Origin of the sequence: Streptococcus panodentis, assembly GCF_017884005.1 — a bacterium.
In the GTDB taxonomy this organism is placed as follows: Bacteria; Bacillota; Bacilli; order Lactobacillales; family Streptococcaceae; genus Streptococcus; species Streptococcus panodentis.
This window is the reverse complement of sequence record NZ_QFAY01000006.1, coordinates 71,409-85,219: the sequence shown is the minus strand read 5'-3', so window position 1 is coordinate 85,219 and position 13,811 is coordinate 71,409. Positions and strand designations below refer to the sequence as shown.

Here is a 13,811-nt window from a genome sequence, read left to right as displayed (position 1 = left end):
CTTTTTTGCCAGAAATGTTTAAATTGAATTAAATCCACTTTACATTTCCGGTTTACTATAAATATTAGACTAACATAGTAGCTTTTATAAGTCAAATATTAGTACACCTTTTCAAGTGAATGTTCGGATTTAGTATACACATTGTCAACTTCTGTCTAAAAACAGAGAAGAAAACAAAAAAATTATGCTCTTAAAAATGAGAAAAACCAGCCTTTTTCAGCTTGATTCCCTCCCTAAAAATTGATATATTCGCCTGCCCGTCTGTATATGAAAATGAGTAAGCGAGGAAGGTTCGGGGAGCCTCTTTAACCCTGCCTAAAAATTCGAAAGCAGGGAAACTTCCAGTCTATCACTTAAAATAGAGGACGATAGGGCAGCGAGCTGCTCAAAACCGGAGGTCTTGAGGCGGCGGATAAAGCTTCCGCTAGGAAGTGTCAGGCTGCTCAACAGTCTGTTTAAGCTAACAGAGTAATAAAAAGTAAACTAAATGACGATAGAAACAGTTTAAAAAGAAGCTTTTTTCAAGTTTCAGATGCCAAGCTATTTTTATTTCCTGGCTTCCCATTCATCATAAAATTCATTTAGATAGACTTCTAAAAATTGATGGCGGCCTTCTGCCAACTCTTTAGCTGCCGACGTATGCATGGTATCTTTTAACTTAAGCAGCTTCTCGTAAAAGTGCATAATGGCCGAGCTTTTCCCATTCCGATATTCTTCCAGGGTCATCATTTCTCTCGGCTGCAGATCCGGATCATGAATCGGTCTTCCTGTATGTCCAGAATACACCATTGCTCGTGCAATGCCAATCGCACCAATCGCGTCTAATCGATCAGCATCCTGTACGATTTTTCCTTCTAAACTAGGCATGTCTTCTCTGGTCTGCCCGCCTTTGAAAGACAGCTTTGAAATAATATCCACAATATGATTTCTGTCAATCTCAGAAACTTCGTGCAATATGAGCCACTGTTCAACTTTTTGTAAGCCCGCTTCTTCGCTTTCATTTAACTTGCCATCTGCAATATCATGCAAAAGCGCAGCCAATTCACAAATAAAGAGATCCGCCCCTTCTTTTTCTGCAATCGCTACAGCATTATTTGCAACACGAACGATGTGCCACCAGTCATGGCCGCTGCTGTCATCCTTCAGCTCTTGGCGGACGAAATCCCGTGCTGCTTGTAAAATAGGCTTTCTGGTGTCAGGCATGCCTTCCTCCACTCTCATTTTTCTGTGTTTAAGCCAATGGTCTCCATCTGCTGCTGAATCCTTTGATAAACTTTATTCCAATCCTCTGAATTGGAAATGTCCAGCTGATCCGTTCTAATCTTCATTTTAGGACTATAATCATAATCATCATACCAATCTTGGTAATGCTTATACAGCAGTTGGTAATAATCCAACAAACCATTTTCCTCATTTGGCTGCTCGTAAGAACGTCCACGTTTTTTGATGTTATTCATGATATGATCAAAACTGCCATCTAAGTAAATTAAGAGGTCCGGCGCTTTCTTTGGCAATCCTTGGATTTCCTCCATCATGTTGTCCAGCAGCTCCAGATAAATATCATATTCCTGTTCACTAATACTACCGATCAAGGTGTTGATATAAGTAAACAGCGCATCCTCATAAATCGAGCGATCGAGAATATTATTATCATCATAATAAGCCTCTTTAATCATCTTAAAGCGCTTATTCAAAAAGTAGATTTGCAGGGCAAAACCGTACTTCTCCGGATCTTCATAGTATTTGTCCAAAATTGGATTTTCTTCCACGGGTTCAAAAAACGGCTGGGTCCCCAACTCTTCGGCCAAACGATCCGTATAGGTTGTTTTTCCTACACCAATCATACCTGCTAAAATAATCACTATGGTTCTGTACCTCCAAAACGATTCACTATACGATAACACTATATATCGTATTTACAAAAAAATGATAACACAATATATAGTATTAGTCAAGATACCTATTATCGTTCAAAAAGAAAGCAAATACAAGCACTGAGCCAAGTATATTTAGGGAACCTCTATGCACTGCTAACTCGATAGGAGAGCAGTCTTTCTCCAAATCTTTCCCTAGCATAACCGGCCTTGCAGCAGTCGCCGCTTTCAGCTTCATGCCAAAACCATGAGAGTGGAACAGACAGTTTCACTACTAAAAGCAAACGAAAAGACTGTAAAATCACTGACAAACTGTTGAATATCATAAACTCTGCGCTGATATTCTGATTTCAGACGGATATTGGTATTAGCAAAATAAATGGACCTATATTTTACATAAAGAAAAAAGCTTGAAGAAAATTGTCCAAAACGGACTTTTTCTTCAAGCTGAGGCCGAGAAACTCATCTCAGCCTATATTATTTTCCTGTATTACATCATGCCGCCCATCATGCCTGGATCCATAGCTGGAGCTGCTGGACCGGCTGCTTCTGGCTTATCTGCGACAACCGCTTCCGTTGTCAGGATGAGGCTGGCTACTGAGGCAGCGTTTTGCAGAGCTGAGCGGGTTACCTTGACAGGGTCGATAATCCCTGCCTCAATCATGTTGACCCATTCACCGGTTGCGGCATTGAAACCTGTACCTGTTTCAGAGTTTTTCAGGCGGTCAATGACGATAGAGCCTTCAAAGCCGGCATTGAGAGCAATCTGACGGACAGGCTCTTCCAAAGCGCGGAGAACGATGTTGCGTCCGGTTGCTTGATCGCCGTCCAATTCCAAAGCTGCGACAGCATCCAGCACATTGACATAGGCCGTACCGCCTCCGGATACGATGCCTTCTTCTACCGCTGCACGGGTTGCATTGAGAGCATCTTCGATGCGGAGTTTCATCTCTTTGAGCTCGGTTTCGGTGGCAGCGCCGACCTTGATCACCGCAACACCGCCAGACAGTTTGGCCAAACGTTCCTGTAATTTTTCTTTGTCAAATTCAGAAGCAGCACTTTCAATCTGTGACTTGATAACGGCGACACGATTGGCAATCGCTGCTGCATCGCCTGAACCTTCTACAATCACTGTGCTGTCCTTGTCCACCGTAACCTTAGAAGCCTGTCCAAGCGCTTCAATGGTCGCATCCTTGAGCTCCAGACCCAGATCTTCGGTAATGACCGTGCCGCCTGTCAGGATAGCGATGTCTTCCAGCATAGCCTTGCGGCGGTCACCGAAGCCAGGCGCCTTGACAGCAACCACATTGAAAGTACCGCGGATTTTATTGAGGACCAGAGTCGGAAGGGCTTCGCCGTCTACATCATCTGCGATAATCAGAAGAGGGCGGCTGCTTTGCAGGATGCTTTCCAAAAGAGGCAGGATTTCCTGAATGTTGGAAATTTTCTTATCCGTAATCAGGATATAAGGATTGTCCAGCTCGGCCACCATTTTTTCATTGTCGGTCACCATGTACTGGGACAGATAGCCGCGGTCAAACTGCATCCCTTCAACCACATCCAGCTCTGTTTCCATCCCCTTGGACTCTTCGATTGTAATAACTCCGTCATTGCCGACTTTTTCCATCGCTTCGCTGATGTACTCGCCGACTTTTTCGCTGCGGGAAGAAACCGCAGCAACCTGAGCGATGGCTTCCTTGCTGGAAACAGGTACTGAGTTGGCTTTCAGAGCTTCGACAGCTGTCGCAACCGCTGTTTCAATCCCGCGGCGGATGCCGATTGGGTTGGCGCCGGCTGTGACATTTTTAATCCCTTCACGGACAATAGCCTGAGTCAGAACGGTCGCCGTGGTGGTTCCGTCGCCGGCAATATCATTGGTCTTGGAAGCAACTTCTGACACTAATTTTGCCCCCATGTTTTCAAAATGATCTTCCAGTTCAATTTCCTTGGCAATGGTCACACCGTCATTGGTAATCAGGGGTGAGCCAAAGGATTTTTCCAGAACGACATTGCGTCCTTTGGGGCCCAAGGTGACTTTGACAGTATCTGCCAATGTATCAACACCGCGGACCATCGCGCTTCTTGCATCTGCTGAAAATTTAATATCTTTTGCCATTTATCATTTCCTCTTTCTATCTATTCTTACTCAACAAGGGCCAAAATATTGGCTTCGCTGACCAGGAGATACTTGTCCTCACCGTCTTTGACCTCAATGCCTGCATGGCTTTCTACCAAGACGGTATCACCTGCCTTGACCGACAGCGCCACCAGCTCGCCATTCAGCGTGCGGACGCCTTGACCGACAGCAATAACTTCAGCTGTCTTGGTCGCATTCTGACTATTGCCTGCGATGACAAAGCCGCCAACTGTTTGCTCTTTTTCTTCTACTTTTAGGACCACACGGTCACCTAATGGTTTTAACATATTTTTCCTCCAATTTCTATTTTTAGCACTCTCTGTCTTAGAGTGCTAACTCTTATAACCTCTATTGTATCACTTGGTCAGAAATAGTCAAGAAAAAACTTTGCCAAAATTGACAAAGTTTTTTGAAGCCGCCGACAGGCCGCTGTGAGCTGTTGGCAGCAGGGGGAGTTTGTAAAATGAAGAACGGCTGCCTGAAAATTATTGGGCTAATTTCAGCTTTTCTTCGAAATCATCAATGACTTTATGCAGATTCAGCCGGCCTCTGTAGATACCGTAGCCAAAGACCAGCATGGCCAGCATCCCCAGCGCAGCCAGGACAATACCGGCTATGAAAGCCAGAAGATTGGACTGATGAAAGAGATAAATCAGAACAAGGCCGATACTGGCCAGAGCAAAGAAGAGACTGAACCAACGCCCAAGATTTTCAATCATATGCTTTTGGTACTGGATTTCTGTTTCATAGCCTTGAATCAGTTCTTGTTCTGTCATGATGTTCTCCGTTCTAGTTTTTTATTAGTATTTCAGTCCAGGATCAAAGAATCCGAGGGCAACTCCCACCAGTGCAATCAGCACCAACAGAAGCATGACGATGTTTGGTGACACTTTCTTCTTAGCCATGAGCCACCAGCAGAGGGTAATAAAGCCAGCTGTCAGGAGACCTGGATAGACTCCGTCAATTTTTTCCTGCAGGTTGAGAAAGGCTTCGCCATCTGCATTTTTTAATTCCAGAGAAGTGGTTACAGAGACCCAGGTTGCAGCTACAGCACCGATTACCATACCGCCAATCACGCTGATAGCCTTGCGCAGGGCCTGGCCTTTAGGACCGACAAGGAATTCTACCGCCTTATCCCCCAACTCGTAGCCTTTGAAGTAGGCAAAGCGCATACCGCCGTAAATCAAGATGTTCCATACGAGGATGTAGAAAATTGCTCCGGCAACATTGCCGCCTTTTGAAAGTCCAAGAGCAATCCCCAGCAGGACAGGGATTAACGTTCCGACTACAAGGGAGTCCCCGATACCTGCGATAGGGCCCATCAGACCGGCACGCATCCCATTGATGGTCTCGCCGTCAACTGCATCCCCATTTGCACGCGCTTCTTCCAGACCGGCAGTAATACCGACCACCAGAGCACCCAGCTGAGGCTCTGTATTGAAGAAAGCCGTATAGGTCTGCATCGCTTCTTTCTGCTCTGCCTTATCTTTGTAGAGCTCTTCCACGATTGGCAGCATAGAGGTCAGGTAGCCAAAAGTCTGCATGTGCTCTTGAGAGAAACAGGTCAAATGGCCATAGTACCAGTGGTGGAATGATTTCGCTAAAGTCTTTTTAGATATTTTCTTTCTTTCAGCCATCTTAGATATCCTCCTCATCGTCATCAAACTCTCCTCCACCTGCCGGTGCTGTCAGGCGAGCTGATTTAATCACTTCTAATTCATAATAAATTACTGCAAAAATCAGGGAAACAACGGCACTGGCAACTAGGTTCAAGCCAAGTGATTTAGCCAAGGTAAAGCCGACAAAGAATGGAATGAAGTCAGCAGCTTTGGTGACAATTTGTTTCAAAAGAATGGCAATACCGACACATGGAAGAAGGGCTCCGACTGTAAAGAGGGCCTTCATGATGAAACCGTCCATTGGAAGGTGCTCTTTCATCAGTTCAACCATATTTGGACCGAATTTCGTGATGATCATGGTTGGCAGGAAAGAGAAGACAAAGTGAGAAATCCATGGGTAAACCCAGTCGACCGCATATAATTTCTTGAACTCTCCTTTTTCGACAGCTTTCCAGCCGATGTGCTGCCAGAGCAGGTTTGTCGTAGCTGTTCCGTAGAATAGCACGGTACCGATGGTCCCTACTGCAGCTCCGATTGGAGCCGCCGCTGCAGCGATAGCCGCTTCACCGGTGATGCCTTTGGAATGCACAAACAGAATAGCCAGCGGAATACCGATGTAAGAAATAGCACGCACATCAGCAGAAACTGTCCCGCCGGGTGTGACCAAAGCAATGTAGAGGACCTGCAGGGCCACCCCGACCATGATACCGGTCTTGATGTCTCCAAGAATCAGGCCGCTGACCAAGCCCCCAACCAAGGGACGGCCAAGAGTATAGTTACCAATACTGGAACCACCCATACCCGGCATGGATGCCAAACTAGCAAAGAGTCCGAGAAGGGCAGCTTGTAACCAAGAGATTGTCATAATCTTTCTCCTTTTTTCTAAGTTTTAACTTTTAAAAACCAAATTTAGATTTGAAGTCGCTCCAGTAGCCGATGGAAACATCCGGCAGGAGCTGAAATTTCACCTTGTAACCGGCTTTTTCAATGGCTTCGATGGCTTCCGCCTCTTCCTGCGTGATAGACTGGTTATTGCCCAGCTTCACTGCACCGGGGCGGTCGTTGGCCGGGCCGACAATGATTTCCTTGACATCGCCCGGTACATAGCCTTGATCTACTAAGATTTCCTTCATGTCAACAGGATTTTTGGTGATGAGGAAATAACGGCTGTCTGACTCGGTTACCTTAGCAGATTTTTCCTTGAAGGCTTCCTTGGTCCAGACAAAGGTTTTCTTATCCGAAGCGCCCTTGTAGGCCTGGATTAGGACCTTGTTTCCCGCTGCAGCATTATTCACAGCAATGAGTCCGTCGCAAGGATATTCCTTGGCCCAGCGAGTGACAGTTTGACCGTGAATCATGCGGTCGTCAATCCGTACAAATGTTACTACCATTTTAGTGCAATCTCCTTTGTTTCTGTTTTGTTCATTTGCTTTACTAATCCGTACAGCTTAGCAGCAAGTATGCTCTTTGCCGCAAGCTAATTGTAAGAAATGGAATCCCAGCCAAGAGCATTCGCTCTAGATATCATCGTCTTCCTCTTCCTCATCCTCCGAAGGGATTTCAAACTCCTGCAGGGCCGCGCTGGCTTCTGCAAGAATAGCTTGGGCAAGTTCTTTCCCCTCCAAGATGTCCTTCATGACGAGGCCGGTAAGGCCCATGGTCAGATTGAGCCCGCCAAGCACAACGGCAGATTCCAATTTGCCGATTTCAGCTAAGACACTGGCTGCTGTCGTCAGAGGGCTGCCTCCGACAATATCTGCAAGCACCAGAACTGTGTCCTCATCGCTCAGTCCAGCAATAGCTTGACGGAAATCCTGGGCAAAGTCGTCAACGGACTTTCCTTCTTTGAGACCGACCGCAATAATTTGGTCCGTCTTGTCTCCGGCAAACATCTTTAAGGAGCTCTGTACGCCTTCAGCTAACCCCCCATGACTGACTAGTACAAGATATTTCATATTCTCGCCTCCTTTATTTACAAACTTATTCTACAGCTTTTGGAATCGGTTTCACATTGTCAAATGTCACTTTGCCTGGATGACAATTGTTAGGAAAAAAATGACATTTGTCATATTGGTCTAGGCTGCTGAGCGGATATGCATTCGGCTTGTCCGGAAAGCGGATGTTGAGTCCGTCCACCTGAAACAGTCGGCACACAAGCAAACCAAAAGACGATACCGTATAAAAAGTACCCAACTTCGTATATTTCTATCGTTGGATTGCAAGCCGCAGTGCTTGAACGCAGACGCTGGCAGGACAGTCTCTCGTAAGACGATTGATGGCCCATTGCTCTTATCCTTTGCCATCTTTGATTTTCATTGAGGATGGCATCTGTTTTCTCAAGTGACGGTGAACTGCTGGAGCAAGGCAGGGCCGAAAGCACTGCAGGCGCACAAAAAAAGAAAGCGGAGGCTTATCCGCTTTCAATATCTTTTTGGATGCTGGGCAGGGCACTGTCGATTTCCTGATTTTCTATAGCCTTTTCAATCAGATAGTCAATCTGATCCAGTGTATGACGGTCCACTTCCAGACTGATGTCCTTAATCGAGCGGTTCATCATGCCGTCCAGCCTTTCAGAGGTCAGCGAGTCCAGTCCGAAGTCATCTGCCTGCAGGATTTGCTGCGTCTGCTCACTCTTGACGACCGATTTCAGAACAGGACTTCCCTGAGACTTTTCAAATAGTTCCTGCTGGCTCTTTTCATTCTGTGACAGGAGCAGCATGAATTCCCAGGCCAGTTTTTCCTGCTTCGTATTTGAAGACATGGCAAAGAGAGAGGTCTTGACCTGAGTCCCCTGCACCCTGCCGTTGGCCGTCGGCATGGGGATGCAGGTCCAGGAAAAGCTGGAATACTTGGACACATGGTAGGGATAGGGCTTGTAGGTCCGATACTGAGCCAGACTCATGGGATAAAAAGCCACTTTCCCTTCGTCAAAGTCGTTGGAAGTCACCTTGTAGTGCTGACTGAGGGTATCCAGCTTGCTCATAAAGGACAGGGCCTGATGCATTTCTGCGCTGTCTACATTGATGCCTGACTTGTCCTTGAGATGGCCGCCGTAAGCTACCAGAGCCTGCTGCCAGGTATAGTCCGTCATGCCGTATTGGTCAATCACCCCGTCGCCATTAGTATCCTTGGTCACCTTTTTGCAGATCTCATAAAAGTCCGTCAGCGACCAGCCTGTCTCAGGAATGCTGATTCCCTCTTTTTCCAGCAGGTCCTTATTGACACACATCATCATCGGATTGCTCTCCACCGGCAGGGCGTAGCTGATTCCCTGATATTGGCCGGCCTTGTAGGCCACAGGGTAAAAAGCAGCCTTTTCCTGATCAGTCAGCAGGCTGTCCAGGGGTTTGAGAGTTCCGGTTGACGCCAGCATGGTAAAGTCATTCTCCGGTACCATAAAGAGGTCCGGCTGCTCGCCTTTTAACACCTGCTCAGCCAGCCAGTCGGCATAGTCCTTCTTGGGAATGCCGCTTTCATAGACTACCTTGACATTGGGATGTTTCTGCTCAAATTCCTTAATCAGGCTGTCTAATACCTTATTTTCACGGCTGTTGGGGACATCCCAGCTGGAGCCGGCATAGACTCCGATATGCAGGATTTTCACCTGCTGTGAGGACCAATAGACAAAGCCTGCTGCCCCAGCCGTCACAAGGACAATCAGCAGGACTAAATACCGCAATCTCCACTTCATTTGTCGCTTTCCTTACTAAAATCTCTCTGGGTCACACCGGTCTGCACGGCCCAGATGGCCAGCTGGGTCCGGTCGCGCAGGTTGAGCTTGGCCAGAATGCCTGACAGGTAGTTGCGGACCGTTCCTTCAGACAGGAAGAGCTTGGCCGCAATCTCCTTATTGGAAATGCCAAAGCCAATCTGCTGGATGATCTTCCACTCGGTCCGGCTCATGTCTTCCACATTTTCTTCGGTCACCGTGATGGCAAAATTGGACTGGGCCATTTGCGAAAAAATCTTGAAAACCTTGGTCGCAATATTGGGATTAATCATGGCGCCGCCCTTGTAGACCGTCTGGATAGCCTCGTGGAGTTCTTCCGTGGAAACCCCTTTGAGAATATAGCCTGAGGCCCCATACTTGAGAGCTGAAAAGATAAATTCATCATCATCAAAGGTCGTCAGAATAATAATCTTGACATCCGGATACTGCTCCTTGACCGCCTTGGTGCAGAGAACCCCGTCCATGACCGGCATGCGGATGTCCATCAGAATGACATCCGGCCGTACCCGATGCAGCTTTTCCAGCACTTCCTTGCCGTCGCCGACCGTACCGACTACTTCAATATCTGAGTGAGCCGACAGAATGATCTGCAGAGATTCGCGGATCAGAGCCTGATCGTCTGCAATTAATACCTTAATCATGTCTACCTCCTATTTTAGGAATTTCAATATAAGTATAGAAGCCGCTGCGATTCTCAAAACGGACACTGCCGCCGATAATCATCAGCCGTTCCTGCATCTGCTTCAGGCCGTAGCCATAGTGCAGCTCGTCAAAGCCCACACCGTCATCCTGAATGGTCATCGTGTACTGCTCCTCCTCTAAAAGGTCAATCCAAATCGTCTTGGCATGGCCGTGCCGCACCGAATTGGTGATAGACTCCTGAATCACCCGAAAGACAATGTCTTCCTTGGCAATGTCCAGATCGATCGTATCCCACTCATAGCGAAGATGGATTTCCAGATTGGAAATGGCCTCGTACTCTCGGATAATCTTGGACAGGGCCTCTTTGAGGCTGTTGTTTTCCAGTGCCCCAGGCCGCATTTTATTGAGCGAGCCGCGGACATCGCGAATCCCGTCACGCACGACCAGCGATACATTCTGCAGCTGCTCCTTGGCCCGATCGGTGTCAATATCGACAAGGACCTTGACGGCATCAATGCCTGCTGAGATACCAGTCAGGGCATGGCCCAGCGTATCGTGAATCTCTCGGGCGATTCGCTTTCTCTCCCGGTCTTCGGCAATCTTTTCTGACAAAGCCAGATAGGAATTGAGCTCCCGGTTGGCCTGAGAAGCCATGCGCAGTTCCTCCTCAATCCGGTGGCGCTCCGTAATAGCCGCCAAAATATAAAAGAGCAAAGAAATCATAAAGACAACGATATTCAGCGAGTAAAGGAAGTTTTTCCCAAGCAGCAGCAGAAAGCGCACAGATTCGGGATAAAAACGGATATAGCTATCCAGCGAAGGCAGTTTGATAAAGAGCGACATGAGATCATAGTTGGACAAGAGCAGCATGCCAAAGCTCAGGATAATAAAGGAAAACCAGTATTTTTTGTCCTTGGAGGTATTGAATTCCTTGGATCCGTAGAAAATATCCGCAAAAACCAAGAGAATAAGGCCGTTATAAGACGAGTGCAGGACCGAAAAAATGACCAGCATGAGCAGGATTTCAATAATCGTAGCCTTGTCATAGACCGACAGCTGGTTGGGGTGCTTTTCCCGGTAGTAAAAGACCAGCAGCAGACAGGCATAAAAGATCAGGGAGACCAGAAAAATCAAGCGGGGAGAACCCGGAATCGCGTCCAAACGCTCCAAAAGCGAGTGGCTGAAGCCCTTCGCGACGACATAATCCGTCGCAAAGAGATAGATAGAGGCATTGTAGACAATGGCAATGAAATTAATCACCATGAGGGCAATCTTGCTGTAAAAAATACTTTTATTGGGTCTCATTACTGCCATCCTGTAATCGTGTATTGGCTGATATTGTCCCTGTTGACCAAGTGGACAGGGATCAGATACTGACGCTCATAGGGCCTGCCGGCCTGCATGAGCTCAATGACCTCGGCGACCTTTTGTCCCATCTGAATCGGCGATTGGGCTACCGTCCCCTCAATGTCATTGCCTGTCGTCAGAAAATTTTTGATATCCGGCGAACCGTCTACGCCGTAAATCGAAATTCTGCGGTCAACGCCCTGATCCTTCACAGCTGCCAAAGCACCGATTGCGGCACGGTCATTGAGGGCCATAACGACATTGAAATCCAGTCCCTCCTCTAAAGCAGCCTTGACCTGCGGCATGGTTTCCTCGGTCTGCCCCAGGGTTTCCTTGCGGGCCACAATCTGATAGCCTGAATGGCCCCGAATCGTACTCACAAATCCCTGAATCCGATCCATGGCTGATACCGCATTGCGGTGCTCTAAGAGGAGAATGTTGGCGCTCTTTAAGCGCTTCATCATGTCTCTGGCAATCAGGACACCCGCCTGATAATTATCCGAAACGATCGTCGTGTCTACTTCTGCCTGATCGCTGACAGGTGCATCAACAACAATAATTTTGATGCCGGCCTGCTTGGCCTTATGCAGAGAGGAAATGATTGCAGTGCTGTCGCTCTTGACCGGATTGATGACAATGACATCCACCCCTTCCCTGACAAAAAAGTCAATCTGCTGGCTCTGCTTGCCCTCATCCAGCTCAGGATCCCGGACATAGAGCCGGCTGCCCTGCTGGTTGGTTTTCTTCTCCAGCTCTGCATTGAGCGTCTTGTAAAAATCATTGTTCATAGTCATATAGGTTGCACCGATTTTAAGCTGGTCCTGCTCCGCCATGCTCCCATGAAAATAAATCAAGGCCAAACTAAAGAGCAGCACGGTAAACAGCGACCACAGAATGCCTTTCCGGCAGTTTTGAATCCCTTTTTTCCTCTTATCCAACACCATTTTCAACTCCTCATTTATTTTCCCGCCAGCTTTTGCATATAGAATTATTATATTACAAAGAGCCAAAAAAGCAAAATCTTTCCAAATGCTCTATCATAAAAAAGCAGACAAAAGCAACTGCTCCTGTCTGTTTTTCCTGTTGACTAAAAGGGGAGTTCTTCTTCTTCCAGAACCAAATCGGCCAGATCGGCACCGGCATTATTTTCGCGCAGAGCGCGCTGAGCCCGGCTTTCCAGCAGCTGGAAGCTTTGGCAGAGCACCTCTGTCACATAGTGGGTCACACCGTCCTTTTCATAGCGGCGGGTGCGCAGTTCTCCATCCAGAGAAAGGAGGCTGCCCTTGCTGGCATAACTGGCCAGAGTCTCCGCTAAGCGCCCCCAGACGACAAGGTTGACAAAATCAGCCTCCCGCTCGCCGTTCTGCCCTTTGTAGCGGCGGTTGACCGCTACTGTTGCCCGGGCAACAGACTTCTCATTGGCCGTTTTGTGCAATTCCGGTGTGGCCGTCAAACGGCCAATCATGATGACTTTATTATACATTTTCTTTCCTCCTACCTAATCATTCGAAAAAAGGAGCGAAAAATTGAAAAAAATATGGTATAGTAGATAAAAAGGCGAAAGCCTGATGGCCTTTCCGAATCCTCACACGGTGGGCGAGGCAGCAAGACCGAAGATAAGTGATACAGCTTTCAACAATCCCCAGGCCTGACGAAAGCCGGGAACTGCCCTCCTTCATCCGCTGCCCTGCTTCGCTTTCCGATTTCTGGACTCAGGCTGAAAAAGTTCTCCGGACTCTTGGGGATAACGCTGTGGGGGGATTATATTTAGAAAGTAGGTCGGCCCGGCTTTTTGTTTCACACACTTCTGCACTATGGAGGTTTCCGATGATTATCAAGCATTCACCCCTTAAACAGCTATTCTTTATCTTCATTGCTCTCTGGTTTGGCAGCTTTGCTGTCTGGTCTGCTGTCGACTATCTGATTAGCTCCAATCCTCACAAAGACACCAGTTTTTTTGCCCTCAGCCTGCTGACCGCAGCTTTCTTTTTGCTGCTTCTGATTCTAGCCATTCGCCGGCTGACCGTTCAGTCCACCATTCTCTCCATTGGCAGCAGCTGCATTTGCTATCATTACAGCGGCCTGCTGTCCGCCAAAACCTACCGCATCCCTCTGGAGCAAATCAGCCACGCCCGCTACAACCAAGACAGTGAGGCATCTGAGATCAGCCTCTGGATGGAGGACGGCTTTGATGATTTTTCAGTCTTTAATCAACCCCGCTACAAGATTTATGCCTATGCTGACAGTCGCCTCATCAGCATTGTTTTCAATAAAAAACGCCTGAAGGAACTGGAAAATCAAGGGCTGAATGAACTGCTGAACCAATACAAATACGGCTACAGGCCAACCGAGCCAGCAGCCAAAACGCAGCAGCCGGCCGTCAGTTCTGACAGTCCGGAAGATACGGGCGGGGACAGTGTATTTTTTTAAAACTCTCTAACAATCAGCCCCTAAAAAAGGAG

At 47.5% G+C, this 13,811-nt stretch carries 15 protein-coding genes; 1 reads left to right on the top strand and 14 read right to left on the bottom strand.

All coding sequences use genetic code 11. The features are described 5' to 3' along the window. Positions 1-546: 546 nt before the first annotated feature. The 14 genes from DHL47_RS04045 to DHL47_RS03980 all read right to left on the bottom strand — a co-directional run bounded on the left by DHL47_RS04045 (position 547) and on the right by DHL47_RS03980 (position 12,832). A complete protein-coding gene (locus tag DHL47_RS04045; RefSeq protein WP_420853829.1) occupies positions 547-1,221 on the bottom strand; it encodes an HD domain-containing protein in 675 nt (224 codons plus the stop codon). After that, the gene (locus DHL47_RS04040; protein ID WP_209550978.1) at positions 1,218-1,862 is read right to left on the bottom strand and encodes a deoxynucleoside kinase; all 645 of its coding nucleotides are present in this window, start codon (positions 1,860-1,862) and stop codon (positions 1,218-1,220) included. Before DHL47_RS04040 ends, DHL47_RS04045 begins: the two co-directional genes overlap by 4 nt. Positions 1,863-2,364: 502 nt before the next feature. Then, positions 2,365-3,990: a chaperonin GroEL gene (gene groL / locus DHL47_RS04035; protein ID WP_128836755.1), complete on the bottom strand. Its 1,626-nt coding sequence runs from the start codon at positions 3,988-3,990 to the stop codon at positions 2,365-2,367. A gap of 26 nt (positions 3,991-4,016) precedes the next feature. After that, the gene (gene groES / locus DHL47_RS04030) at positions 4,017-4,298 is read right to left on the bottom strand and encodes a co-chaperone GroES (RefSeq protein ID WP_128836756.1); all 282 of its coding nucleotides are present in this window, start codon (positions 4,296-4,298) and stop codon (positions 4,017-4,019) included. A gap of 198 nt (positions 4,299-4,496) precedes the next feature. After that, on the bottom strand, positions 4,497-4,787 hold the full coding sequence (locus DHL47_RS04025; protein ID WP_128836757.1) for a DUF202 domain-containing protein: 291 nt from the start codon (positions 4,785-4,787) through the stop codon (positions 4,497-4,499). A 24-nt stretch (positions 4,788-4,811) separates the two neighbouring features. Further along, positions 4,812-5,666 carry a PTS system mannose/fructose/sorbose family transporter subunit IID gene (locus tag DHL47_RS04020; RefSeq protein ID WP_164828421.1) on the bottom strand — a complete coding sequence of 285 codons (855 nt, stop codon included), beginning with the start codon at positions 5,664-5,666 and terminating at the stop codon, positions 4,812-4,814. Continuing rightward, entirely contained in the window at positions 5,650-6,495 is an 846-nt protein-coding gene (locus DHL47_RS04015) for a PTS mannose/fructose/sorbose/N-acetylgalactosamine transporter subunit IIC (protein WP_128836759.1), read from the bottom strand. The genes DHL47_RS04020 and DHL47_RS04015 overlap by 17 nt, the downstream gene beginning before the upstream one ends. 31 nt (positions 6,496-6,526) lie before the next feature. Beyond that, a complete protein-coding gene (locus DHL47_RS04010) occupies positions 6,527-7,021 on the bottom strand; it encodes a PTS sugar transporter subunit IIB (protein WP_128836760.1) in 495 nt (164 codons plus the stop codon). 126 nt (positions 7,022-7,147) lie between these two features. Further along, a complete protein-coding gene (locus tag DHL47_RS04005; protein ID WP_128836761.1) occupies positions 7,148-7,585 on the bottom strand; it encodes a PTS sugar transporter subunit IIA in 438 nt (145 codons plus the stop codon). A gap of 455 nt (positions 7,586-8,040) precedes the next feature. Then, positions 8,041-9,321 (bottom strand): ABC transporter substrate-binding protein, encoded by a 1,281-nt coding sequence (locus DHL47_RS04000; protein ID WP_209550977.1) that lies wholly within the window; start codon positions 9,319-9,321, stop codon positions 8,041-8,043. Beyond that, positions 9,318-10,001: a response regulator transcription factor gene (locus DHL47_RS03995; RefSeq protein ID WP_128836763.1), complete on the bottom strand. Its 684-nt coding sequence runs from the start codon at positions 9,999-10,001 to the stop codon at positions 9,318-9,320. Before DHL47_RS03995 ends, DHL47_RS04000 begins: the two co-directional genes overlap by 4 nt. Then, positions 9,994-11,307: a sensor histidine kinase gene (locus DHL47_RS03990; protein WP_209550976.1), complete on the bottom strand. Its 1,314-nt coding sequence runs from the start codon at positions 11,305-11,307 to the stop codon at positions 9,994-9,996. The genes DHL47_RS03995 and DHL47_RS03990 overlap by 8 nt, the downstream gene beginning before the upstream one ends. Further along, positions 11,307-12,293: a sugar ABC transporter substrate-binding protein gene (locus DHL47_RS03985; protein ID WP_209550975.1), complete on the bottom strand. Its 987-nt coding sequence runs from the start codon at positions 12,291-12,293 to the stop codon at positions 11,307-11,309. The genes DHL47_RS03990 and DHL47_RS03985 overlap by 1 nt, the downstream gene beginning before the upstream one ends. A 143-nt stretch (positions 12,294-12,436) precedes the next feature. After that, on the bottom strand, positions 12,437-12,832 hold the full coding sequence (locus DHL47_RS03980; protein ID WP_128836765.1) for a single-stranded DNA-binding protein: 396 nt from the start codon (positions 12,830-12,832) through the stop codon (positions 12,437-12,439). A gap of 344 nt (positions 12,833-13,176) precedes the next feature. On the opposite strand from DHL47_RS03980, the gene DHL47_RS03975 reads away from it, so the two are divergent. Then, the gene (locus DHL47_RS03975) at positions 13,177-13,779 is read left to right on the top strand and encodes a hypothetical protein (protein WP_209550974.1); all 603 of its coding nucleotides are present in this window, start codon (positions 13,177-13,179) and stop codon (positions 13,777-13,779) included. Positions 13,780-13,811 lie beyond the last annotated feature (32 nt).

What these genes read in the sequence shown, in the direction of transcription:
- DHL47_RS04045 (WP_420853829.1), bottom strand. Translation starts at nt 1,221, where the DNA reads ATGAGAGTGGAGGAAGGCATGCCTGACACCAGAAAGCCTATTTTACAA.
- groL (WP_128836755.1), bottom strand. Translation starts at nt 3,990, where the DNA reads ATGGCAAAAGATATTAAATTTTCAGCAGATGCAAGAAGCGCGATGGTC.
- groES (WP_128836756.1), bottom strand. Translation starts at nt 4,298, where the DNA reads ATGTTAAAACCATTAGGTGACCGTGTGGTCCTAAAAGTAGAAGAAAAA.
- DHL47_RS04025 (WP_128836757.1), bottom strand. Translation starts at nt 4,787, where the DNA reads ATGACAGAACAAGAACTGATTCAAGGCTATGAAACAGAAATCCAGTAC.
- DHL47_RS04020 (WP_164828421.1), bottom strand. Translation starts at nt 5,666, where the DNA reads ATGAGGAGGATATCTAAGATGGCTGAAAGAAAGAAAATATCTAAAAAG.
- DHL47_RS04015 (WP_128836759.1), bottom strand. Translation starts at nt 6,495, where the DNA reads ATGACAATCTCTTGGTTACAAGCTGCCCTTCTCGGACTCTTTGCTAGT.
- DHL47_RS04010 (WP_128836760.1), bottom strand. Translation starts at nt 7,021, where the DNA reads ATGGTAGTAACATTTGTACGGATTGACGACCGCATGATTCACGGTCAA.
- DHL47_RS04005 (WP_128836761.1), bottom strand. Translation starts at nt 7,585, where the DNA reads ATGAAATATCTTGTACTAGTCAGTCATGGGGGGTTAGCTGAAGGCGTA.
- DHL47_RS04000 (WP_209550977.1), bottom strand. Translation starts at nt 9,321, where the DNA reads ATGAAGTGGAGATTGCGGTATTTAGTCCTGCTGATTGTCCTTGTGACG.
- DHL47_RS03995 (WP_128836763.1), bottom strand. Translation starts at nt 10,001, where the DNA reads ATGATTAAGGTATTAATTGCAGACGATCAGGCTCTGATCCGCGAATCT.
- DHL47_RS03990 (WP_209550976.1), bottom strand. Translation starts at nt 11,307, where the DNA reads ATGAGACCCAATAAAAGTATTTTTTACAGCAAGATTGCCCTCATGGTG.
- DHL47_RS03985 (WP_209550975.1), bottom strand. Translation starts at nt 12,293, where the DNA reads ATGGTGTTGGATAAGAGGAAAAAAGGGATTCAAAACTGCCGGAAAGGC.
- DHL47_RS03980 (WP_128836765.1), bottom strand. Translation starts at nt 12,832, where the DNA reads ATGTATAATAAAGTCATCATGATTGGCCGTTTGACGGCCACACCGGAA.
- DHL47_RS03975 (WP_209550974.1), top strand. Translation starts at nt 13,177, where the DNA reads ATGATTATCAAGCATTCACCCCTTAAACAGCTATTCTTTATCTTCATT.